Source organism: Shewanella metallivivens (assembly GCF_028750675.1).
Classification (GTDB): domain Bacteria; phylum Pseudomonadota; class Gammaproteobacteria; order Enterobacterales; family Shewanellaceae; genus Shewanella; species Shewanella metallivivens.
Genome location: NZ_JAQQPZ010000013.1, coordinates 721,277 through 746,445, shown reverse-complemented (window position 1 = coordinate 746,445; position 25,169 = coordinate 721,277). Strand labels below are relative to the sequence as shown.

General features: G+C 43.3%; 14 protein-coding genes and 3 rRNA genes. 10 read left to right on the top strand and 7 right to left on the bottom strand.

The features are described 5' to 3' along the window. The first annotated feature begins 2 nt into the window (after nt 1-2). Both aroE and PQR79_RS15995 read left to right on the top strand, forming a co-directional pair. Entirely contained in the window at nt 3-839 is an 837-nt protein-coding gene (aroE, locus tag PQR79_RS16000; RefSeq protein ID WP_238107431.1) for a shikimate dehydrogenase, read from the top strand. Then, entirely contained in the window at nt 836-1,090 is a 255-nt protein-coding gene (locus PQR79_RS15995) for a DUF1488 family protein (protein WP_238107432.1), read from the top strand. Before aroE ends, PQR79_RS15995 begins: the two co-directional genes overlap by 4 nt. A gap of 312 nt (nt 1,091-1,402) precedes the next feature. Here the strand turns inward: PQR79_RS15995 and PQR79_RS15990 are convergent, their stop codons facing one another. After that, nucleotides 1,403-2,623, bottom strand: coding sequence for a sensor domain-containing diguanylate cyclase (locus PQR79_RS15990; protein ID WP_238107433.1), 1,221 nt, complete (start codon nt 2,621-2,623; stop codon nt 1,403-1,405). A gap of 237 nt (nt 2,624-2,860) precedes the next feature. Next, nucleotides 2,861-3,412, bottom strand: coding sequence for a gamma carbonic anhydrase family protein (locus tag PQR79_RS15985; RefSeq protein ID WP_238107434.1), 552 nt, complete (start codon nt 3,410-3,412; stop codon nt 2,861-2,863). Nucleotides 3,413-3,979: 567 nt separating this feature from the next. Between PQR79_RS15985 and PQR79_RS15980 the strand changes: the two genes are divergently transcribed. The 4 genes from PQR79_RS15980 to PQR79_RS15965 all read left to right on the top strand — a co-directional run bounded on the left by PQR79_RS15980 (nt 3,980) and on the right by PQR79_RS15965 (nt 12,660). Beyond that, nucleotides 3,980-5,522 (top strand): 16S ribosomal RNA (locus tag PQR79_RS15980). Between the two features lie 533 nt (nt 5,523-6,055). Beyond that, nucleotides 6,056-8,949 (top strand): 23S ribosomal RNA (locus tag PQR79_RS15975). Nucleotides 8,950-9,163: 214 nt separating this feature from the next. Next, a 5S ribosomal RNA gene (gene rrf / locus PQR79_RS15970) occupies nt 9,164-9,279 on the top strand. The 16S, 23S and 5S rRNA genes sit together here, the layout of an rRNA operon. A gap of 1,059 nt (nt 9,280-10,338) precedes the next feature. After that, entirely contained in the window at nt 10,339-12,660 is a 2,322-nt protein-coding gene (locus PQR79_RS15965) for a putative bifunctional diguanylate cyclase/phosphodiesterase (protein ID WP_274408569.1), read from the top strand. Here the strand turns inward: PQR79_RS15965 and PQR79_RS15960 are convergent. Together PQR79_RS15960 and PQR79_RS15955 are read right to left on the bottom strand one after the other, a co-directional pair. Further along, nucleotides 12,626-13,600 carry an alpha/beta fold hydrolase gene (locus tag PQR79_RS15960; RefSeq protein ID WP_238107363.1) on the bottom strand — a complete coding sequence of 325 codons (975 nt, stop codon included), beginning with the start codon at nt 13,598-13,600 and terminating at the stop codon, nt 12,626-12,628. The genes PQR79_RS15965 and PQR79_RS15960 overlap by 35 nt on opposite strands. Before the next feature lie 57 nt (nt 13,601-13,657). Further along, nucleotides 13,658-15,463 (bottom strand): DUF885 domain-containing protein, encoded by a 1,806-nt coding sequence (locus PQR79_RS15955; protein ID WP_238107354.1) that lies wholly within the window; start codon nt 15,461-15,463, stop codon nt 13,658-13,660. Nucleotides 15,464-15,682: 219 nt separating this feature from the next. On the opposite strand from PQR79_RS15955, the gene add reads away from it, so the two are divergent. Next, nucleotides 15,683-16,681 carry an adenosine deaminase gene (gene add, locus PQR79_RS15950; RefSeq protein WP_238107353.1) on the top strand — a complete coding sequence of 333 codons (999 nt, stop codon included), beginning with the start codon at nt 15,683-15,685 and terminating at the stop codon, nt 16,679-16,681. Between the two features lie 104 nt (nt 16,682-16,785). Here add and hemN read toward each other — a convergent pair whose 3' ends face one another. The 3 genes from hemN to PQR79_RS15935 form a co-directional block, all read right to left on the bottom strand. Then, complete coding sequence (gene hemN / locus PQR79_RS15945; RefSeq protein ID WP_274408568.1) at nt 16,786-18,162, bottom strand: oxygen-independent coproporphyrinogen III oxidase; 1,377 nt, start codon at nt 18,160-18,162, stop codon at nt 16,786-16,788. 184 nt (nt 18,163-18,346) lie between these two features. Next, complete coding sequence (locus tag PQR79_RS15940) at nt 18,347-19,096, bottom strand: NRDE family protein (protein WP_238107352.1); 750 nt, start codon at nt 19,094-19,096, stop codon at nt 18,347-18,349. A gap of 56 nt (nt 19,097-19,152) precedes the next feature. Further along, nucleotides 19,153-20,742, bottom strand: coding sequence for a metal transporter (locus PQR79_RS15935; RefSeq protein WP_238107351.1), 1,590 nt, complete (start codon nt 20,740-20,742; stop codon nt 19,153-19,155). Between the two features lie 278 nt (nt 20,743-21,020). Here PQR79_RS15935 and PQR79_RS15930 point away from each other — a divergent pair, with 278 nt between their 5' ends. The 3 genes from PQR79_RS15930 to PQR79_RS15920 all read left to right on the top strand — a co-directional run bounded on the left by PQR79_RS15930 (nt 21,021) and on the right by PQR79_RS15920 (nt 24,964). After that, on the top strand, nt 21,021-21,617 hold the full coding sequence (locus PQR79_RS15930) for a YhgN family NAAT transporter (RefSeq protein WP_238107350.1): 597 nt from the start codon (nt 21,021-21,023) through the stop codon (nt 21,615-21,617). 171 nt (nt 21,618-21,788) lie between these two features. Continuing rightward, entirely contained in the window at nt 21,789-22,103 is a 315-nt protein-coding gene (locus PQR79_RS15925; protein ID WP_238107349.1) for a hypothetical protein, read from the top strand. After that, nucleotides 22,103-24,964 carry an immune inhibitor A domain-containing protein gene (locus PQR79_RS15920; protein WP_238107348.1) on the top strand — a complete coding sequence of 954 codons (2,862 nt, stop codon included), beginning with the start codon at nt 22,103-22,105 and terminating at the stop codon, nt 24,962-24,964. Before PQR79_RS15925 ends, PQR79_RS15920 begins: the two co-directional genes overlap by 1 nt. Nucleotides 24,965-25,169: the final 205 nt, after the last annotated feature.

Here is a 25,169-nt window from a genome sequence, read left to right as displayed (position 1 = left end):
TGATGACCGACAAGTATGCTGTATTTGGTAATCCCATTGCCCAAAGTAAGTCACCATTGATTCATAGCGAATTTGCTAAACAAACTCAGCAAGATATTAGCTATGAAGCAATTTTGGCACCGGTAGATCAATTCTCTACTTCATTAACTGAGTTTTTTGCCAATGGTGGTAAAGGCGCCAATGTCACCGCACCTTTTAAAGAGCAAGCCTTTGCCATGTGCGATGAATTAAGCGAAATGGCTAAATTGGCTGGAGCCGTCAATACATTGTTTAACTTACCCAATGGTAGAATTGGCGGCGACAATACCGACGGTGTGGGGTTGGTTAACGATTTAGAAATGCTGTTTGGTCCTTTAAAAGGTAAACGAGTGTTGCTGGTGGGGGCCGGAGGTGCTGCGAGAGGTTGTATTTTACCTATACTGCAACACAATGTAGCACAATTGGTTATTTGTAATCGCACCCACGAAAAAGCAATAGAACTACAAAAGCTATTCAATGAATATGGTAATTTTTTTGCCAAACCGATCGATGAGCTGATTTCTCCGTTTGATTTAGTTATCAACTCTACATCTGCTGGTTTATCTGGCCAGCTTATTTCATTGCCCAATATCATTGTTGATGAAACGACCGACTGTTATGACATGACTTACAGCCCGCAAACCACAGTGTTTAATCAGTGGGCTCAGTCTTTACATGCGCGCAGAACAGCAGATGGTTTAGGCATGTTAGTGGGCCAAGCTGCGGCAAGCTTCAGTTTATGGCGTGGTGTTACTCCAGATAAAGGTCCTGTGATGCGAAAATTGCGTGAACAATTGACAAAAAAGGTTGCAAAGCAATGAATCAAAACGTGATTTTTGGTGACCAGCTATTTGTCGAGGCTGATAATGTTAGGTTTATTGCTCAACGACAAGGCGTCAATATTAACTGTTTCGTTAGCTTTTCGACGATTTCAGCGTTATGTCAGTCACAAGCGGTGAGCGAGCACAATGCTGCTTGCATGTTTGAGCAATGTCGTTTCGACCTAGAAGATCAAGCTGAAGCATTGATAAACCAAGAAGCATTTACCGATATTGGTGATATTAAGCTTTAAGTCCATATATAGTCGTTATGCCAATTCCATTAATTATCTGGTCATTCAGCGGGAGTTCTGTGTTTTCTTGGCAACTGCTCCTGCGTTGCTCTACCTCCTGCATCCGTGCAGTCGTACCTCAAAATGCTATTAAGCAGCATAGCCGGCACAGAAACCCGCCTTGCAGGAGACTCTCAGGCCGTTCATTTCTTTGTTGAGTTGCCTTATTAAAAGGGAATAACCATTATTTCAGCAATGCGCCTCAAACTGACCAATCTGAGTGACTCTGATTGGTCACATAATTAATGGATTTGGTATTATATTAAATTGCAGTTAACTTAAAGCGCCTTGACTTTTTAAGCGTTTTTGCTGGTACATATTGTTATCTGCTTGCTTAAAAGACTTGCTCCAATCTTGCTGGTATTGCGCAATACCGTAACTGAAGTAAATGGCCGGAGTTAATTGGCTTAACTCTTTTTGGATTTGGGTAATTTGTGTTTCTAAGATTTCAAGCGGGCCATGGCATAAAGCAATAAACTCATCTCCTCCATATCGAGCAACTAAAAAGGCAGGGTGCCAAATGGATTTGAGTGATTGGGCGAATGCTTTTAAAGCATCATCTCCTGCTTGGTGCCCATACAGATCATTTAACGGTTTTAAATTGTCCATATCTAAGATGACAATATAACTTGCCTGCGATATATCGTGCTGCCATTGTAAAACTGACTCATCAAACTTCTTACGGTTATACAATCCTGTTAAGCCATCATAGTTAGCCATTAGCTCAATTTTTTTCGACTTTTGATAAAGTGAAATCGCATTAGCCGCCTCATAGGTGAGGATGTCAACTAAGCTAATATCGTATTCACCAAAAGCTTCCATCATGCTGCTATCTAGGTTCATCATTCCATAAAGTTCTCCATCAATACGAATGGGGCTAGATAAAGTTGAACAAATAGGTTTAGACGAGGCATTGAGTAAAATAAATTGGTCATCATCCGTGAGTGTACTTTGTGAATTGATGTTGCGCATGTTATTGATGATAACGGTTCTATCTAAGCGTCCTTTAGTTAATCTATAAAGAAAGGTTTCTTCTAAGGTAAAATTAATCTGGCTAAGCTTATCTATATCAAGCCCGACGACCGAGCCAAATTGTAATCTATCTGTGTTGTTATCAATTAAGATAATGCTGCCCATTTCTGCATCATCAACAGCTGTAACCGCTTTAAGCAATAACGCGTCGATAAAATCTTGTTCAGAATCATATTGACTGGATACCTTAACTAACTCATAAGTGGTTTCATTGATACGTAAAATTTGCTCTATGTGTCGCCACAGACGCTGTATATTTTGTTTATGTATAAAATGGCTAATGACATAACTAATCGCGTAACCACCGCCAAATAACCCCAAATATTGGTAGGCTTGCCGATTATCGAAACTAATAAATAAAATGATGCTGATCAGTACTAAAGGGGTTATCAGTTGCAAAATATGCTGCTTTACACCAGTTTGAGTAAGCTGTTGGGTATTTAGCTGGTTTTTTATCTGCACAACATCATCCTTGTTAACCGAAGCTGACATGACATTAAGACTTAAGCATCATAAATATCAACTTCTGCAAATTTAGCACTCACTTTAAACTCGATAAAAAATTGCGGAAGGGTTAAACGCCCAACTTGTCATCTATTATTATTGATCTAAACAGAGAAACTAATGATAGACGACAACAATGTTTATAACAGAAACAAAATGGACTCACTAGTGTTGTAGCCCATTTTGTAAAGCGAATTAACTCGATTGCTGTAAATCAACCAAGTACTCATTTTTTAAGCGGACATAATTATCAGCCGATTGAGGTAAAAAAGCGCGTTCAGCGTCCGTTAGTGGCCTAGCTTGTTTACAAGGGCTGCCCACATATAAAAAGCCACTCTGCAACACTTTGTTTGGTGGTACCAAAGAACCCGCGCCAACAATGACATCATCTTCTACTATTGCACCATCAAGTAAGATAGCGCCCATGCCAATCAAGACCCGGTTCCCAATATGGCAACCATGAAGCATAGCTTTATGGCCAATCGTCACATCGTCGCCAATAATCAAAGGATGGCCATCTGGGTTGGCAGATGATTTACGGGTGACATGTAATATACTGCCATCTTGAACATTACTACGCTTACCAATACGGATCTTATTAACATCTCCACGGGCCGCAACCAAAGGCCACACGCTCGCGTCATGATCCAATTTTATGTCACCGACAAGTACAGCTGATTCATCAACATAGACGTTATCAGCTAAACTCGGGTGTATCCCTTGGTAAGTTCTTACATTAGTAGACATAACAATCCTTATATATTCATGGTTTGTGACAGTATAATGCTTAAAAACTAGCTGGTCAGGCTAAATTATCCGCAAACAAGTCGAAAACAACAAATAACCTTAAAAAAGGGGTTGCACTAAATCTTATGGTGCCTATAATGCGCATCCACTGACACGGCAGACAGCGAAAGCAGTCACCAGGTTAAGTTGAATTAAGTGCTTCAAAACACTCGATTCAACAGCGAAAAGAAAGTTTGAAAAAACACTTGACGCGAAGATGGGAAAGCGTAAAATACGCAGCCCAAGCCGACGACCTAGCGTCCAAGGCGATGCACGAAACACGGCATCAACGCTCTTTAACAATCTAAACAAGAAATCTGTGTGGACATTCACAGGTATTGAGTTATTCGAAATTGTCTTCTTGTTCTTCGGAATGTAGGCAATCAAAAAATTTAACTCAATGATGAGAATGTTCATAGTTATATGACACTGCAGCAATGTAGTGAATAATTCGTGAGCTCTTTGAGCGAAGCGAATTATGACAGTAGAATTCATTGAGCCGTTCGACGTAGTCGAACAACAAAACTTTAATTGAAGAGTTTGATCATGGCTCAGATTGAACGCTGGCGGCAGGCCTAACACATGCAAGTCGAGCGGCAGCACAAGGGAGYTTRCTCCTGAGGTGGCGAGCGGCGGACGGGTGAGTAATGCCTAGGGATCTGCCCAGTCGAGGGGGATAACAGTTGGAAACGACTGCTAATACCGCATACGCCCTACGGGGGRAAGGAGGGGACCTTCGGGCCTTCCGCGATTGGATGAACCTAGGTGGGATTAGCTAGTTGGTGAGGTAATGGCTCACCAAGGCGACGATCCCTAGCTGTTCTGAGAGGATGATCAGCCACACTGGGACTGAGACACGGCCCAGACTCCTACGGGAGGCAGCAGTGGGGAATATTGCACAATGGGCGAAAGCCTGATGCAGCCATGCCGCGTGTGTGAAGAAGGCCTTCGGGTTGTAAAGCACTTTCAGTAGGGAGGAAAGGGTATTACTTAATACGTAATACCTGTGACGTTACCTACAGAAGAAGGACCGGCTAACTCCGTGCCAGCAGCCGCGGTAATACGGAGGGTCCGAGCGTTAATCGGAATTACTGGGCGTAAAGCGTGCGCAGGCGGTTTGTTAAGCCAGATGTGAAATCCCCGGGCTCAACCTGGGAATTGCATTTGGAACTGGCGAACTAGAGTCTTGTAGAGGGGGGTAGAATTCCAGGTGTAGCGGTGAAATGCGTAGAGATCTGGAGGAATACCGGTGGCGAAGGCGGCCCCCTGGACAAAGACTGACGCTCATGCACGAAAGCGTGGGGAGCAAACAGGATTAGATACCCTGGTAGTCCACGCCGTAAACGATGTCTACTCGGAGTTTGGTGCCTTGAGCACTGGGCTCTCAAGCTAACGCATTAAGTAGACCGCCTGGGGAGTACGGCCGCAAGGTTAAAACTCAAATGAATTGACGGGGGCCCGCACAAGCGGTGGAGCATGTGGTTTAATTCGATGCAACGCGAAGAACCTTACCTACTCTTGACATCCACAGAAGATTGCAGAGATGCGATTGTGCCTTCGGGAACTGTGAGACAGGTGCTGCATGGCTGTCGTCAGCTCGTGTTGTGAAATGTTGGGTTAAGTCCCGCAACGAGCGCAACCCCTATCCTTATTTGCCAGCACGTAATGGTGGGAACTCTAGGGAGACTGCCGGTGATAAACCGGAGGAAGGTGGGGACGACGTCAAGTCATCATGGCCCTTACGAGTAGGGCTACACACGTGCTACAATGGCGAGTACAGAGGGTTGCAAAGCCGCGAGGTGGAGCTAATCTCACAAAGCTCGTCGTAGTCCGGATTGGAGTCTGCAACTCGACTCCATGAAGTCGGAATCGCTAGTAATCGTGAATCAGAATGTCACGGTGAATACGTTCCCGGGCCTTGTACACACCGCCCGTCACACCATGGGAGTGGGCTGCAAAAGAAGTGGGTAGTTTAACCTTCGGGAGAACGCTCACCACTTTGTGGTTCATGACTGGGGTGAAGTCGTAACAAGGTAGCCCTAGGGGAACCTGGGGCTGGATCACCTCCTTACCTATACGACTAACTCAATACTTGGTAGGCAATAAACTGCATCCGTGCGTTTATTGCACACAGCACATCCATGTGCTTGAGTGTTCACACAGATTGCTTGTTAACTTCTTCGGAAGTAGAGCGAAAACACACCGCAAGCCGGTTAAGTGTTGTTCTTTAACAATTTGGAAAGCTGATAGTATTTAATTGCATGAGTCTGTCATGTGATTAATTACAAATCGTTCGATACGAAAGTATTGAACATTGAGTTCTCAAAACACTGTTTAAGTGTCTTGAATATTCTAAAAACTAAGGCGATTTCGTGTGCGAAAGTGCATGAATTATCAAAGTAAAAACCAGCTAGTTGCAATGCAACTCAAGTTTTTCTTATCTTTTGTTTAGGCAAAGGGTGAGCGCAGTTAATCGCTTATTAGGCAAGGCTTGAAGTTGAACGACGAATGAGTGTAGCAGCGCTACATGATTGAAGAGTGAAACTGAACACGCCGCATAATAAGATGAGTAACAAGCGTAAGAAAGACCCATTTGGGTTGTATGGTTAAGTGACTAAGCGTATACGGTGGATGCCTTGGCAGTCAGAGGCGATGAAGGACGTAGTAACTTGCGAAAAGCGTTGGCGAGCTAGTAACAAGCATTTGAGCTAACGATGTCCGAATGGGGAAACCCACTCACATAAGTGAGTATCTGCACATGAATACATAGTGTGCAGAGGCAAACCCGGGGAACTGAAACATCTAAGTACCCGGAGGAAAAGAAATCAACCGAGATTCCCCTAGTAGCGGCGAGCGAACGGGGATTAGCCCTTAAGTCAGTGGGGTGTTAGTGGAATGTGTTGGAAAGCACAGCGGCACAGGGTGATAGCCCCGTACACGAAAACTAACCATTGATGAAAACGAGTAAGGCGGGACACGTGACATCCTGTTTGAATATGGGGGGACCATCCTCCAAGGCTAAATACTCCTGACTGACCGATAGTGAACCAGTACCGTGAGGGAAAGGCGAAAAGAACCCCTGTGAGGGGAGTGAAATAGAACCTGAAACCGTATACGTACAAGCAGTGGGAGCGGTTCTTGAGACCGTGACTGCGTACCTTTTGTATAATGGGTCAGCGACTTACATTTTGTAGCGAGGTTAAGCGAATAGCGGAGCCGTAGGGAAACCGAGTGTTAACTGCGCGTTTAGTTGCAAGGTGTAGACCCGAAACCCGGTGATCTAGCCATGGGCAGGTTGAAGGTTGAGTAACATCAACTGGAGGACCGAACCGACTTATGTTGAAAAATGAGCGGATGACTTGTGGCTGGGGGTGAAAGGCCAATCAAACCGGGAGATATCTGGTTCTCCTCGAAAGCTATTTAGGTAGCGCCTCGTACGAACACCATTGGGGGTAGAGCACTGTTAAGGCTAGGGGGTCATCCCGACTTACCAACCCTTTGCAAACTCCGAATACCAATGAGTGCTATACGGGAGACAGACGGCGGGTGCTAACGTCCGTCGTCAAAAGGGAAACAACCCAGACCGTCAGCTAAGGTCCCAAAGTGTATGTTAAGTGGGAAACGATGTGGGAAGGCTTAGACAGCTAGGATGTTGGCTTAGAAGCAGCCATCATTTAAAGAAAGCGTAATAGCTCACTAGTCGAGTCGGCCTGCGCGGAAGATGTAACGGGGCTAAACATACCACCGAAGCTACGGGTGCATGCCATTAGGTGTGCGCGGTAGAGGAGCGTTCTGTAAGCGGTTGAAGGTGAAGGGGTAACCCACACTGGACGTATCAGAAGTGCGAATGCTGACATGAGTAACGATAAAGGGAGTGAAAAACTCCCTCGCCGAAAGACCAAGGGTTCCTGTCCAACGTTAATCGGGGCAGGGTGAGTCGACCCCTAAGGTGAGGCCGAAAGGCGTAATCGATGGGAAACAGATTAATATTTCTGTACTTCTGCTAACTGCGATGGAGAGACGGAGAAGGCTAGGCTAGCGCGGCGTTGGTAGTCCGCGTTTAAGGTGGTAGGCTGATTTCTTAGGCAAATCCGGGAAATCTTAAGGCCGAGAGCTGATGACGAGTCACTAAGGTGATGAAGTAGTTGATGCCATGCTTCCAGGAAAATCTTCTAAGCTTCAGGTTAGTAGGAATCGTACCCCAAACCGACACAGGTGGTCGGGTAGAGAATACCAAGGCGCTTGAGAGAACTCGGCTGAAGGAACTAGGCAAAATGGTACCGTAACTTCGGGAGAAGGTACGCTCTTGGCGGTGATGAGACTTGCTCTCTAAGCTGCTGGGAGTCGCAGATACCAGGTGGCTGCAACTGTTTATCAAAAACACAGCACTGTGCAAAATCGCAAGATGACGTATACGGTGTGACGCCTGCCCGGTGCCGGAAGGTTAATTGATTGGGTTATCGCAAGAGAAGCTCATGATCGAAGCCCCGGTAAACGGCGGCCGTAACTATAACGGTCCTAAGGTAGCGAAATTCCTTGTCGGGTAAGTTCCGACCTGCACGAATGGCGTAATGATGGCCACGCTGTCTCCAGCCGAGACTCAGTGAAGTTGAAATTGCGGTGAAGATGCCGTATACCCGCGGCTAGACGGAAAGACCCCGTGAACCTTTACTATAGCTTGGCACTGAACATTGAACCTACATGTGTAGGATAGGTGGGAGACTTTGAAGCATGAACGCTAGTTTGTGTGGAGTCGTCCTTGAAATACCACCCTTGTAGTTTTGATGTTCTAACTCTGACCCCTAATCGGGGTTGAGGACAGTGCCTGGTGGGTAGTTTGACTGGGGCGGTCTCCTCCCAAAGAGTAACGGAGGAGCACGAAGGTTGGCTAAGTACGGTCGGACATCGTACGGTTAGTGCAATGGCATAAGCCAGCTTAACTGCGAGACATACACGTCGAGCAGGTACGAAAGTAGGTCATAGTGATCCGGTGGTTCTGAATGGAAGGGCCATCGCTCAACGGATAAAAGGTACTCCGGGGATAACAGGCTGATACCGCCCAAGAGTTCATATCGACGGCGGTGTTTGGCACCTCGATGTCGGCTCATCACATCCTGGGGCTGAAGTCGGTCCCAAGGGTATGGCTGTTCGCCATTTAAAGTGGTACGCGAGCTGGGTTCAGAACGTCGTGAGACAGTTCGGTCCCTATCTGCCGTGGGCGTTGGATGATTGAAGGGAGCTGCTCCTAGTACGAGAGGACCGGAGTGGACGAACCGCTGGTGTTCGGGTTGTTATGCCAATAGCATTGCCCGGTAGCTACGTTCGGAATCGATAACCGCTGAAAGCATCTAAGCGGGAAGCGAGCCCTAAGATGAGTCATCCCTAGGTCTTTTAGACCTCTAAAGAGCCGTTCGAGACTAGGACGTTGATAGGCATGGTGTGTAAGCGTTGTGAGGCGTTGAGCTAACATGTACTAATGACTCGTGAGGCTTAACCATACAACCCAGATGGGTTTTACTGATACTTAGTATTAGAATGAAGCACTTAAGCAGTGCAGAGAAACTCAAACAATCAGCTTTTCGAATTATTATTTAATGCCTAATGAAGAATTAGTGCGTTAAATAAAGGAGCATTTTATCAAATACATCCGTGTATTTGACCCTAACGGGCCGCACTAAAGTGCGTTAAAAATTTGTTCCGTACAATTTTTTGTCTGGAAACCATAGAGCTGTGGTACCACCTGATCCCATTCCGAACTCAGAAGTGAAACACAGTATCGCCGATGGTAGTGTGGGGTCTCCCCATGTGAGAGTAGGTCATTTCCAGACGCCTAATATACGAAAAAATCCCCAGCACAGCGTGTTGGGGATTTTTTCGTTTATCTGCCTGTAAATGACCACTCGAACATGGGATATAGAGAGTACATGCGTAGCATGCTGCCATACCATGTGATAGGCCAAAATTGTCCCAACAATTTAAGGCACTTCCCACATCCTTGTGGGTCGTAGGGTGAGTTTTTTGTGTTTATAAAGCGGCGCTTTATGCAAATTAACGAACGTGAAGAGCTTGCTCGTAGCTGGCCATGACAGACGCCTAATATACGACAACCTAAATTGTTCCAGACAATTTATGGCACTTCCTATATCCATATAAGCCGCGTGAAAGAACTAAACTCGATGTCGGTCGATAAAAGCTCCATCCAATATCGACACTTCCGCCATCCATGGCGGTCGCCCGCCGCTAAGCGGATTTCCCCGCTACAAAGGCCGATATTTATCCAGCAATAACGGCATTTCCGCCATCCCGGCGGTCACCACTTTTCCGCGAAAAGTGTTTGCTTAATACTTTGTATTCAAAACGCATTCACTTTTCCCCATGTGAGAGTCGTTTTGTTAAAGACGCTATAAAACTGCTGCAAACGTTTGCATTCAATATCAACTTTTCAATTCTAATTGGCTTTAACTGTTGTTTTATTATTATGGCTATATTTTAACTATATTTATCTGCTAGATTTAACCTTCTAATGACCTGGTCTATACACTTCAGTTTGAGCGATTAATTGATGCTGAATTGTGTTGGTATCTGCACAACAATATTTGGTGTAAAAGCCTTTATTATTAAACAGTTTTATCCTGTTTATGTGGTTGTGTTCTACAACTATTCCTTTACATATTGCTAAGATTACCGCTAGCATATATTTATCTTATTTATTGGGTGGGTTTATTTTGCCTCGGTTGCCGAAACTGTCCTTGTCTGTGCTTGTTCCTGCATGTTTTTTTATCCTTTACCTCGGTTTGGTATGCGGGGAGTATTTCTATGAGCACGCAGAATTAAAAGATCAGCTAGCGTTAAGACAATCAGAGCAAATTCAAAAAGATCTTTTCCGTATGAGTCATGTGATTGAGTCTTCTGTTATGACTCAAGATTTTGAACGTATAGAGCAAGAGGTAGCATTAGTATCGACTGATCAGAATATGATGGCTTATGTTATTTTAGATTCAGCTAGCGATATCAAATTTGCGAACCATATTATTTGGCGTGGTAGTAATGCCGTCAATGTGCTTGAAGGTTATTCAGCCGATAAGCATCGTGCTTCCATCGGTAGTAATAAACCTTATGTTACTGTCAATTTTGAACGTTTATCGATTCAAGCTTATTATCCACTCAATTCAAATTCACGTTTTAGTTATTCTAATACGGTTGAACTTATTTACCTTGAGTATGATATCGCCAATCTATTATCAGAAGCTTCAGAGAGTTTGTTTAAGCGCTTTATAGAAATATGGGGTTTAGGTGCAATCGTATTAACCTTGTTTGGTATTCTCTTACATTATGCGTTTATTCGACCATTAACCCAATTAAGTCGAGCGGCTAAAAACATTGATAAGCCCGATTTCAATACGAATATTATTTGCGTTACGCGTGAGATGACAACCCTACGGGATTATTTAAATTTAGTGAAAGGTCGTCTTTATCGCAGTCAAAAGCGACTTAATGATGCAGAGCAACGCTGGTTGTTTGCTGTAGAGGGCGCGCGTAACGGTATTTGGGATTGGGCTATTGCCACTGGTGATGTGTTTGTTTCTGATCGTTGGAAAGAAATTTTAGGCTATCAACATTATGAGCTTGATAATGACTATTCTGTTTGGGAATCTCGTTTACATCGTGACGATAAGTCTCAGGTATTAAATACATTACAGAATTACATTAATAATCAACATGATGAATATGAAAGTGTGCATCGTTTACGCCATAAAGATGGCCGTTATATATGGGTACTCGACCGAGGTAAAATTGTTGAGTGGGATGAGTTAGGCAGACCGTTACGGATTATCGGCACGATTACCGATGTTTCTGGTGACGTGAAAAGTCAGCGTATTTCGGTGGATAAACCTAACCATAATGGCTTAACAGATTTAATCAATCGGGAGGTGCTTGCTGATCAACTTTATGACTTACAAGTGCTCAGTCGAAAATCCGGCCAGTTCTCAGCACTACTAATGATTAATTTAGATAACTTTAAGCTCATTAATGACGCCCTGGGTCGACAGTTAGGTGACCGTTTGTTGATGCAAATTGCAGCCCGATTATCAGGCAGCTTTTCAAATGCGGGAACCGTGGCACGTCTTGGGGCCGATGAGTTTGTTATTTTGGCTAAAAATTTTGGTCATGATATTGATCAAGCAAATAAACGTGCATTAGCACTCGCAAGTGAGGTTAGACAGCTCATTGGTCGTGGGTTTACGATTTCCGAACAAAATTTATCCATAACAGCAAGAATTGGTTTAGTGGTTTTTGATGGTATTGAGTCGCTAGAACCACAAGTATTATTGTCACGAGCTGATAGTGCTTTAGAGCAAGCGAAGGACAGCCGCTCAAATGGTTGTGCTATATATCAACCAGATCTAGACCAACAACATGTACAGCCGATAAAGCTGCAAAGTGAGCTTAAACTTGCAATTCATAATAAACAAATGTCATTGGTTTATCAGCCTGTTGTTGATCATGCAGGACAATTAAATAGTGTCGAAGTATTGATGCGCTGGTATCATCCTCAATTTGGTTATATTAGTCCGCGTAAATTCATTGCTGCTGCAGAAGTGACTGACTATATTTTTGAAATTGAGCTTTGGGCGCTCGATCAAGTACTGTTATTAATTAACTCTTTGTTGCAAACCAATGCAAATGTGCCTGTGATGTCACTCAATATTTCTTCAAGGCATTTTCATCAGGATCATTTTGCTCATGTGGTGATGAGCAGAATATCAGCGGCTCATATCTCACCTAAATTGCTGCAGTTTGAATTAGCAGAAGACATTTTCAAAGTTAATGCTGATGTTGCAAAAAATAAGATTATAGAACTACAAGATTATGGTATTAACATTGCTATGGACGATTTTGGCGGTGGTTCTTGTGGTGTGCATCAATTGCAAGGGATTTCATTTTCGCAGGTTAAGTTGGCAGCAGTGTATCTTGAAGAAATAGAATATAACCCTGAAACATTTAATATTGTTAACGCTGTAGTTGAGTTCGCCAATAAGTTGAATTTACCCGTTGTCGCTAAGCAAATTGAAAATAAAAAACAACTTAACTTATTAACCCACGCCAAATGTACAGGGTTCCAAGGTTATATTATTAGCCGTCCTCTTGATCAAGATGACATTACACAGTTGATCAAAACACAGCTATCTTTGAGTGTTGCGCCATAAAGTCCATTGAATAAGATAATGCGATATTGCGCATTTTATCCGTCTCTATAAACACTTCATGGAATGCTCCTTCAATAACGACTTTATGGCATTTGTTACTGAGCGAGCGATTTTGTGCTTCATTGCAAACAATGCTGTCTTTTTCTGCCTGTAAAATCAAAATCGGAGTTTGACTGTCTTTTGCATAATCTATGCTTTGTATGGCAGCGTCTAAGGCTTCAAGTAACCAATGATTGGTCGGCGACCCTAATTGAGCCTTTGGTGTGGAATTAAATAAATTTCGATAGTGCTGGTAGCGCTGTGGGCTGTGAGTGAGTTGATTTCGGTTAAAATTAACGGCTTGATAAGCACCTCCGCCCAATACAAAACGGCTGTTTACCTTACCATTAACTATGTGGCTGTTATCAAATTTAGTGGCTAACCAACGTACTAACGACTCAGAAAAAGGCAGATTAATGCCGAACATCGGTGCTGAAAACACGGCCGCTGTAAATGTTGAGGGGTGCAAGCGTATATAGTGGCTTGCTATGGTGCTTCCCATTGAATGAGCTAACATAAATAGCTCTATATGCTTAAAAGGCCTGACAATTTCATCAATAAACTGGCTGAGGTCTTGAGTATAATCGCTAAAATTATCGACATACCCCATATGAGGGTTATGTGTCAGCCTGTCAGATAACCCTTGCCCTCGATGATCTAATGCATAAATGCTAAAACCCTGCTGATATAAATCAAACATTAACTCTTTATATTTAATATATGATTCTACACGACCATTGCTAATGACTATTGCTTTTTGGTTTTCAGGGTGTTGTATATGAGCATAGGCGATATTAATTCCGTCTGGTGTCTTAAAGTGACTTTGTTTAACCCCTAGCCAAAAATCGCGCTGTGCGCTGGTATCTAACTTGAGTTCAGACGAAAATTTCATGTAATGCATCATGTATAAGCCAGCTGGTTAATATGTTTAGGTGTTTATCGGAGCGCACTATGGCAGTTAACTTTTGGCATTGGTTGTTAATATAGCCTGTTGCTGCAAGATAAACTGATCAATCATTTGTTCTAATACTGACATTGGAATTGACCCATTTTCAAGTACCGCATCATGAAAAGCACTGAGATTAAAATCCGCACCTAATTCTGCCTCTGCTTTTGCACGCAAACGTTTAATGGTGAGCTCGCCTATTTTGTAAGACAGCGCTTGTCCTGGCCATGAAATATAACGGTCAATCTCTGTGGTGACATTATGCATTGATAGCGCAGTATTACTGGCCATAAAATCAATTGCTTGTTGGCGGGTCCAACCTTTCGCATGCATCCCTGTATCGACAACTAGGCGCGCGGCTCGCCACATTTCGTAAGTTAAACGACCAAAGTTACTGTATGGATCTTGGTAAAATCCAGCTTCAAGTCCGAGGTATTCTGAATATAGACCCCAACCTTCGCCAAATGCTGAAATATAGCTATAGCGTCTAAAGTTAGGTAAATCAGCTAGCTCCTTATTTAATGAGATTTGTAGGTGATGTCCTGGTACCGCTTCGTGCAATGTGAGTGCTTCAAGCTCATATAAAGGCCTTTTATCTAACGCATATGTATTGACCCAATAATAACCTGGCTCGTCATCGCGGTTTGAGCCAGAGTAACGCCCTGTTGTGTATTTTGGTGCTATTTCAGCAGGTACGGGGGCAATACCATAAGGTGTCCGTGGTAATTTACCAAAATATTTAGGCAGCATAGCATCGGCTTTTTTGGCAATAAAGGCGGCTTCCTTGAGTAACTCATCAGCCGACTTAGGATAAAACTGAGGATCGGTACGTAAAAAATGTAAAAAGTCCGCAAAGTTGCCGTCAAACTTTACCTGCTGAATAATTGCTTCCATTTCTGCGCGTATTCTTGCCACTTCCTCAAGCCCTAGTTGATGGACTTGCTCGGCACTCATGTCAATAGTCGTGTAGTAACTCACTCTATTTTGATAAAATGCTGGGCCATCAGGTAGTGCTGAAGCGGCAATTTCAGGGCGTGCATTTGGTATGTACTGCTCAGTCATAAAATCATAAAACTGTTGATATAGTGGCAGCACTGTATTTGAAACCAACTCAAGACCTTGTTGGGTAAGTGCGGTTTTCTGTGCAGCGTTGAAATGGTCTGGGTATTCAGTGAATGGCTTAAAGAAGCCACTCTTTTGCGGTTCAACAATAAAAGCACTAATACTGTCTTCAAAGCCTTTTAAGGTGACTTTTGCAGGCGTTATTCCGCTGGCAAGGCCTTGCTTAAGCCAGAATGTTTGTTGCTCAAAATAACGTGGCATGCCTTCTAACTTGGCAATATATTGCTGGTAATCTTCAATATTGTTAAAAGGTGATTTTGCGATGGAGGCAATATAGGCATGAAAGCCACTTTCCGCAGTGATCGGCAGATAATGGTCATGAAAATGGTACAGGTCGACATCATTTTGCAGTTGAGCTTGGAGCATATCGGCGTTGATAACACTAGCACGAGATAACTCACTACGGTTTAGCGCTGCGAGTTGTTTGAGCAAAGCTTTTGTTTGCTGATTTTTTTGTGTTAATGATTCAGGGGATAAGTCAGAGAGTTTACTGGCGGCAACTTTGTCGCCTAAACTGGCTGCAAGCTCTGGAGAATAGGCTAAAGTGAGCGCCCAGCTGTTATCAATTAAGGTCTGTAATTTTTGTTCGGCATTGGCTTGTGTCGCAGGAGCGTCCGCGGAAGCTTGTTGTGTCGCGTTAAATTGACAACCAGATAAACTGAATATAAAAAGTGCAGGTAAAAGCAGCTGGCGCATCGAAAGTCCTTTCATGTAGCAAAGTGTTGGCTTCTTTTATTCAGAGTATGCCCGATTTCACCCTAAAAACACATCGCAAATACAGTTTAAGGAGTGTTGTGACAGAATTCAGAAATAAACAATCGTCATCAGAAAATATGTAAATACATGTTAAACTGAACACTATTCTCTGACCGACAAAATCAAACCAATGGCAGGGTAAGTTTATAGGGGTTAATTATGATAGATACAACCATTCCGCTGGTTGATTTGCATCGTCACTTAGACGGTAATGTTAGCGTAAAAACCATTTGGGAATTAGGCCATCAACATGGCATTCAGCTACCTGCTAATTCATTAGAAGAGCTTGCACCTTTTGTGCAAATTCAGGGTAAAGAAAACAATCTGGTCGATTTTTTAAAGAAGCTAGATTGGATGGTTGCTGTATTGGCTGATTTAGATGCTGTTAAGCGTGTTGCCTATGAAAACGTAGCCGATGCGGCAGCTCAAGGGTTAGATTATGCAGAACTGCGCTTTAGTCCTTACTATATGGCGATGAATCATAATTTACCCATTGAAGGTGTGGTTGAAGCGGTTATTGATGGTGTGCGTGCTGGCGTTAAAGAGCATGACGTTCAAATTAACCTTATTGGTATTATGTCGCGTTCTTTTGGCCAAGAAAAATGCCGTTTAGAGTTAGAAGGCATTTTAGCGCACCGTGACAGCATTGTTGCCATGGATCTCGCCGGTGATGAGCTAGGTTTCCCTGGCGATTTATTTACCGAACATTTTAAACGTGTCCGTGATGCCGGATTACAAATCACTGCGCACGCGGGTGAGGCTGCGGGTGCAGAAAGTATGTGGCAAGCCATTAACGTTTTAGGTGCTAGCCGTATTGGCCATGGTGTTAATGCCATTCACGACCCTAAGTTAATGGAATACTTAGCCAAGCACCGTATTGGTATTGAGTCGTGCCCAACCAGTAATTTACATACCTCAACTGTCGCAAACTATGAAGTACATCCGCTGCGTAAATTTTTAGACGCTGGGGTGTTAATTGGTTTGAATACAGATGATCCTGGCGTGAGTGCAATTGATATTGCTCACGAGTATCGTGTGGTTAAATCAGAAATGGGCTTTAGTGATAGCCAATTAGCAACATTACAACGCAATGGCGTTGAGATGGCCTTTTTGTCCGACAGTGATCGTAAAGCATTGTACGCCAAAAAAGCTAAATAGTTTTTTGAATGTTGTCAGCTTTTGAGTTTAACCTTATAAAGTACATAACAAAATAGCCAGCAAATGCTGGCTATTTTTATGTTCAGGTATTCATTCGGTCTGAATTAAATCACCCGTGAGAACTGCTGTTGACGAGCTTTTTGACGATAATAGACATCAAAGCACATACAGATGTTACGGATAAGTAGACGACCGGTCGCGCTGACGGTAAGTTTACGGTCAGTGATATCGACAAGCTTATCGTTAATAAAGGTCTGTAATAACTTTAAGTCTTCAGCAAAATAGCTTTCAAATTGAATATCAAATGCAGCCTCAATTTTGGCCATGTCTAAGTCAAAATGACAAATGATTTGCTTAATGACTGCACGACGGATCTCATCATCACGGTTTAAGCTACAGCCTTTCCAAAGCGCATGTCCATTAGCATCAATTGATTCGTAATATGGGCGAATGTCTTTTTGGTTTTGTGCATAACAATCACCAATTTGACTGATTGATGACACCCCTAAGCCTAACAAGTCACATTCTTCTTGGGTGGTGTAACCTTGGAAGTTACGGTGTAGTTTGCCGGCATTTTGTAATTTGGCTAATTCATCGTTTGGTTTAGCAAAGTGGTCCATACCAATAAACTGATAACCAGCACCTGTTAACGACTCAATAGTTTGATGTAACATATCGAGTTTTTGTTGTGGTGATGGCATATCAACATCTTTAATTTTACGTTGTGCCGCAAAACGAGATGGCAAATGTGCATAGTTAAATACCGATAGACGATCTGGCGATAATTCAATAATGCGTGCGATTGTTTGAGCAAAGGTTTCAGGTGTTTGCAGCGGTAGGCCGTAAATAAGGTCTACGTTTGTCGATACAAATCCCAATGCTTTTGCTTTAGCAATTAAGTCGAAAATAAATTGTTCGTCTTGTTCGCGATTTACCGCTACTTGAACATCTTTATTAAAGTCTTGCACACCAATCGAAACCCGATTAAAACCGGCTTCTTTTAATGTGTCTAACATACTCAGTTCAATCTCACGTGGATCGACTTCAATTGAGTATTCACCCACTTCAGCAAAGTTAAAGTGTGCTTTAATTAATGCGGTTAATTTAAGAATTTGCTCAGGGCTTAAAAAGGTTGGTGTGCCGCCGCCCCAATGCATTTGGGTTACGGTGTAATTTTTAAATAGCGGCGCTCGCTTAATAATTTCAGCGGCTAAATACTCAATATATTGGTCTGCTTTGTGGGCATGGCGGGTAATAATTTTATTACAGCCACAGTAGTAACAAAGCTTGGCGCAAAAAGGAATATGCACGTACAACGACAGTTTGTCGGTTTTGCTATTTTTAATCGATGTCAGTAAATCTTGCTCAGTAAAGGCATCATCGAATTCTAACGCGGTCGGATAAGAAGTATAACGGGGACCGCTGTAATTGTACTTTTCGATCATCGACTGATCCCAACTAATCTGAGTGGGCTGCTTCAAGGCGTGTCCTCCGGGAGTAAATTAGCAACACGCGAAGTATGCAATGTTCGTAAACAAATTAACTTGATCTAGGTTGTAAAAATGAATGTTGCTTGTTTAAACTCATGCAGTTTAGTGCTCGCTGATATGAGATTTTGTTGATTATGAGGTGTGTATCACAGTCTGGTGTCGTGAAATGTTGAAGTTAATCCAGTGTAAACAGCTGTGAACCGAGGTTTTGTGCTTTACCGTCATAACGTGTTTCGCAAAAGGTCATATTGCCACTTCGGTGTTTGAGCACAATACTGGTTGAGCGGGTGCCATATTCTTCGTGTTGAATAAAAATGGATGATAATCTACGTTCCCACTCTACGCTCAGTCCTGTTTGTGGTAAATCCACATCTGCTGGTTGAGAGGTGTCGAGCATTAGCGTACGCAAGGCTTCGACCTCGGGTTGATCTGTTTGGGTGATGTAGCTTTGTAGTGCTTGTTGTCCTTTAGCCATTTTGGGCCATATATCGTCTAACGCACCATTACTGACCGCATGAAATCCTGGTGACAACAATGTTGTTTGCAAGGTTTTACTGTTAAAGCAATACAGTTTTTGCTGTTGCTGAAAAACTAAATTGAAAGGGTTGTAGTTGATGGCATGTTCGCTTAGCCATTGTGGAGTGATCTCTGTTGTGCATAAGGCATTAACGACCAATTCGCCACGACTTCGCACACCGTCTTGTTGTGCAATTTCTCTTATATTGGTTAACCCAGCAAATTGGCCAAGTTCATTTACTCCAAGCCAAGTACCGCCGGCGAGCTTGTCTTGTCCTGCATAGATGGTTGGTATGGTTGGCCAGCGATATGCCGGTTCTGTTGCTCTATGATGAAATTCATCACGATTGGCACAAACAATCAGTGGGTAATCTGGGTGCGCATCAATAGCAACAAACAAAATACACATGGGGCTACTCGTTAAAGGACGGTAACCCCATCATAACCATAAATGTTATTTACGGGTTATTTATGTTGATGATTGTGCTCTGAGTTATGAGCTTTAGCATGTGAATGATGGTGGCCATGGTCATGAGCTTTTGTATGGTCATGTGGTGCCGATTTTATATTAATCATCAAGCGACTTAAAAACTGTCGAGGCCCAAGGCGTAATAAACTTGCACCAAACAATAGTGTGATTGCCACTAGGCCAATCATGTTAACCGTATCGGGAAGGATTAAGGTGGTTGTGGAGCTTAATGCCACTTGGTCTGCGACCATTAACCCTGCTAACAAAATAACGCCTAACATCAAGCCTTGCTTCCAATTCATTAATTTTAGCTGACCAATACTGAGTACTGGTGCGGCTAATAAAGTAAAGGCAACGGCTATCTGGCTCCAACCGCTGTACGCTAAAGCGAGTGCTAAAATAACTGTGCCAAGGTTACAAAAGCGCATGGGTAAAAAAACCAGCAGTAAAATGAATACTTGTAGCGCTGGGTTTTCTAATGGTACGGATGGGTGACCAATTAAATTAGCTAGTACTAAACTTAATATTATCCAAGGCGCGCTGCGGTCAACCAATTGGCCAAAACCAAAACGCAACGCTGAGTTAGGCTGCGAAGGGTGTGGGTCGGTAATCTCTACTTGAGTGACCGTCATCAGCACGCCTATCGCCAACAAGCCAAACAGTTGATACACCGCAAACCAAGGACCTAATAGGAGTAAGGTCACCAAAAGAGCCTCAGGCCCAGCCAAACGTTGTAACCAGCGCAGTGCTAGTGATTGATGAGATGGCCGTAAACCCAGAGCGAATCGAGTTGTCGCAATAACGTAGCTGGCTAATAAAACGGGCGAGATGGTTAATAACCAACTAAGAAACTGTTCAGGGCCATGATTATGGTGTGCATGCTCGTGGCCACCCGTATCCATTAATAACAATAGTGCGAGTAACCCTAAACCCAATAAACTGCCAATCCCCGCCTGATACTGATATTTTCCTAGCTTGTCTTCTTGTTGGTGACCATGGGGTTGGTGTAATACCACATGTAAAATAGAACCAGTTACAAACGCTTGTAAGTAAACAGTGTTTTCTAGACTTAACTGAGTAAGCAGTTGCTCGCCAGCAAAGTAACCGACAGCGGTGAGCAGCATCATTGCGGCTAATACAATACTGGCCCAGCGAGTACCGACTTGGGGTTTTAGTAGCCACCAAATGGCTACGCCGACAGGCAAGCGGTGCATTATCACGCCCAAGGCAAGCAGGGTTGAGTTACCTTCTTGTTGCGCAAGTACCATTGCGCCACCGTCAGTCATGGTATGCAATAGTAGTCCACCAATACCAAGGGTTAAGGTAATATTGTGGGTAATGTTGGAATAGCGATGAAACAGTTTTTCGCTGGCTGTTGGGCCCCAAACACCGAGTAACACAAAAAACAGAGTGATAAACCCGCCGTGTTGAAGTAGCTCAGGCAAAATATGGATGAGCACTAGCCCGCCTAGCGAGACGAATATAAACCCGTCTAAGCCTTTTTGTAATCCACTTCCCGATGAAAAATAACGGTAAAAAAGTGGCCCAAATAATAATGCGATACAGCTAGCGATGAGATAGAGCATGTTATCCAGAGTTCAATCGAAAAAAAACGATGTAGTATAACATTTTTCGGCTGTGTTGTAGCGTGTGAATTGCTCAAGCTGAAAAATTTACTTAGTCGCTATGACCTCAAGCCCAAGGTAAATTTAAATATTTAACATACTTTGTTCAAGGGGGGATGCGAATAAAAATATGATTTACAGCATTGATCAGGTTTAATCGTTAAACGTTAGCATCGATTAGCACAATGATTTTAGTATACAATATCGCCATTGTTTTACTAATTAAAAGATTGTTGTCCATGGATATTTTTTCTGCTGCTGTGATGTTGTTTTTAATTATGGATCCACTCGGTAACTTGCCTGTTTTTGCATCCATATTGCGTCATATTGATCCTAAAAAGCGTCGCAGAGTGTTAATCCGTGAATTGTTGTTTGCGTTAATTATCATGCTGTCATTTTTATATGCTGGCGAAGCGATTTTAAACTTCCTTAATTTACGTTCTGAATCAGTCAGTATTGCTGGCGGTATTATTTTGTTTTTAATCGCGATTAAGATGATTTTCCCATCACCCGGTGGTGTGGCGGGACTTGCTGCAGGTGAGGAACCATTTATTGTGCCAATGGCCATTCCGTTGATGGCTGGCCCGTCCATTTTGGCCGCGTTGATTTTATTAGCGCATACCGATAGTAGCCGAATGATGGATTGGACCATTGCTTTGGTCTCTGCGTGGGCATTAAGTGCTTTTATTTTAATGTTTTACAAATTATTTACCCGTTTGTTAGGCGAAAAAGGCCTAACCGCCGTTGAGCGGTTAATGGGGATGGTGTTGGTGATGATATCGGTACAAATGCTACTTGATGGTATTGCTAACTATTTAAATACGACAGCGAGTTAAGATAAGTCTGATTTATATTAAACAGCTGACTCTGATGAGTTAGCTGTTTTTTTATCGTTTTTTGATAATTTTTAATCGAACAGCCATAAATACATTAAACAATGTCTAAGTTTAATTGTAAGTCTATCGTTGCAGCTGTTAATGTCATGTAATTCTAGGTTGGGGTGATATATGAAACATATTTTGATTATGTTGGGGCTGCTGAGTTTGAGTTTACAGGGGTGCCATCATCAAGTTACTGATGCGCAAACCGACAAACACACCGAAATTGTGGTCACCAAACCCATCCTTAAGGATTGCGGGCCTAGCGCCATGCCGCCAATACGAGATCGCAGCAAGCTAATAGAAAACTTGCGCGCCAAAGGAATAATTACTGACGATATGGATCAAGCGCAAATAGACAAAACGGTTGCCGACTATATCGCTAAGCGTCAAAAAGCATTTGAAAAATGCCACAAACCTACACCAAATACAGGTAAGTCGTAATGAGTAAGTTCACTAAATATCAAGGGTTAGCTGTTTCCAGTTTGTTGCTTGCATGCAGCAGTATGGCCGCGATAGCTGCGCCACAAACGGGCACGCCAACCGATGGTGCCATCATCAATGAACAGCAAGTACTGTATTGGTTAATTAAACGCGGTGAATTAGCGGTAGATGCCAGCGATGCAGAAAAACAAGCCGCCGTAGAAGCATTTGTGAATCGTGGCAGAGATGCCACATTTAAACCTGCAGCCATTGAGCTCAAAGCGGAACAAGCACGTCTTAATCAGGCATCACAGTCGAGTAGTCGTAGTAAAACGGCTCAATATGTGGCCTCAAATAACAACGTACTGGCTGACCAAGATATTACCAAAATAGTTAAAGTGTTGGCCGTGCTGGTGGATTTTCCTGATTTACCTTATAACGCCAATCAACTAGAGCCTGGTGATACTGCAATGTATTACAACAGTTACCCAGCATCGCATTATCAACAATTGTTGTTTTCAGAGACAGGCTTTACTGGACCCAACAATGAAACATTACAGTCGGCCTATCAGTATTTTCAAGCCGTATCGGGTGAGAGCTTCTTTTTTACCGGTGATGTAAAAGGTTGGGTTACAGCAGACAACAACGCGGCATATTATGGTGCCAATAATGCTGATGAAGATGATCAGGCAGTGCCTGAGCTGGTCAAAGAAGCGGTTGTTAAAGCGGTTGCCGACATGACCGATGACGAATTAGCAACTTATGATGTTGAAGACCCATATGATTTAGATGGCGACGGTGATTACGATGAACCAGATGGCATTATTGACCATGTGATGTTATTCCACTCAAGTATTGGTGAAGAAGCGGGTGGTGGCGTATTGGCCGATGATGCTATTTGGTCGCATCGCTATTATGTTGATTCCAGCACTACAGGTTATGCCATACCTGGCCGTGGCGGCCTTAAAGTGTTTGGTTATACCGTGCAGCCTATAGACGCAGCGGCTGGCGTGTGTACCCATGAGTTTGGCCATGATTTAGGTTTACCCGATGAGTATGACCTGACTTACAGTGGTGATGGTTCACCCGTAGGCGCCTGGTCGTTAATGTCTGGCGGCAGTTGGACGGGGAGCATTGCAGGGTCCCAACCAAGTGGCTTTAGCCCATATGCGAGATCATACCTTCAGCAAAAATATAAAGGCAAATGGGTTAACGAGCAAAATATTGCACTAGCGGATTTAACCAGCAGTGGGACGGCCGTACAGCTAAACCATGCGGTCAATGCCGATGCCGTAAACCAGCTATCGATTGCTTTGCCCGCTGAGGATATCGAGTTTACAGCCCCTTTCAGTGGTGAATATCAGTATTATTCTGGTCAAGGCAACATGGTAAATAATGCGATGTCATTTGATGTTACCTTGCCTCTAGATACGCCATTAGCACTAACATTTAAAGCACATTGGAATATCGAAGTTGATTATGACTATGTGCAAGTGATGGTCGACAGCGTGGCCATTGCGGGTAACTACACCACAACAAATAATACTATTTACCCTAGTGTTAAAAACTTTATATCTGGCCAGTCGAGTGATATCAGCACTGCAACAGGTACAGAGTCTTGGGTTGACCTTAATTTTGACCTTAGTGCTTACGCTGGACGCACCGTTCAAATCAGCATGGTGTATAAAACCGATGAAGCTGTAGGCGACTATGGTATGGCGATTGATGATATTCAATTAACCAATCAAGGTAACGCATTTTATGTTGATGGCGCTGAGGCTAGCGGCGTTGCAACGTTATCCGGCTTTAGTCGCATTGATGATAATCGTCCTGGTAAAGCAAGACGTTATATTGTTCAGCTTCGTAGTCATCAAGGTGTTGATAGTGGGTTGTTTTATGAAAAATATGAGCCGGGCGTATTGTTATGGTTAGAGAACTTTAATCAGGATGACAATAACGTTTCAGAGCACCCAGGAGAAAGTTTAATCGGCGTGATTGACGCCGATCAGAATCTTATTGGTACTCGAACTACCGACGTACAAATTCGTGACGCGACCTTTAGCTTGTATGCTCAAAGCAGCTACTCTGGTGATACATCTTTAGGTGCAGAGTCATTATTTGATGACAGCCGAGATTACAGTGCACCACTTAAACCACAAGCTGGCATGATATTACCTGAGTTAGGGTTAACCATGCAGGTCACTGAGCAAGCTACTGACAGCAGTACTGCCACAGTTGAATTTGCTTTAGCTGACAGCAGTGTATTACCCGCGGAGACACTTACTGCAGATATTATCGCTCAAGTAAATGGTGCCGACGTGAGTTTTACTGTTGAGGTGACAGGTGGCAGCGACTACACCTATGCTTGGTCTTTTGGTGATAATGCCACTAGCACCGATGCTGCTCCCACTTATACTTATGCTCAATCAGGTGATTATGCCGTGAGCGTGGTAGTAAAAGACAGTGCGGGTAACACGGTCACCGCCACAGAAAGTGTTCGAGTGGTCATTGTGCCTATCGCCGCATTTACGTTAACTCAAACTGATGCCAGTGTCAGTATGACAAACCGTTCAACCGAAGGCTTTGGCGGGCTCACTTACCTTTGGGATTTTGGTGATGGAAGTGCCTCAAGCACAGTACAAAACCCGAGCTACACTTACACCCAGAGTGGCACTTATGTGGTGACATTAGTCGCAACAGACTCACTAGGCAATGAGTCAACGGTTAGCCAAAATGTGACCATAACGCTTGCTAGTTCGCCTACCACCACAACACCAACAGAGACCACATCAACAGACAGTGGTGGCGGTAGTTTAGGTTGGTTAAGTATGATGCTACTTGCACTTGCTGGTGTGTATCGTAAGCGGACTCAAACTGTGTAATACCAATCCGCATTAGAATTTACTCTTTTAGCGAAAGTTATCGGTGAGGTATTCGAGGCAGCCTTTTGAGGGCATAGTGCACTATGTTAAGAAAGGCTAACAATGAATACCACGCTGATAAATTCGCCCTTCGGGGGGGGGCGTCACAAACCCCATTACGGCTTCAAATGACTTTGATGTAGAATGACTACACCTGCAGTCATTT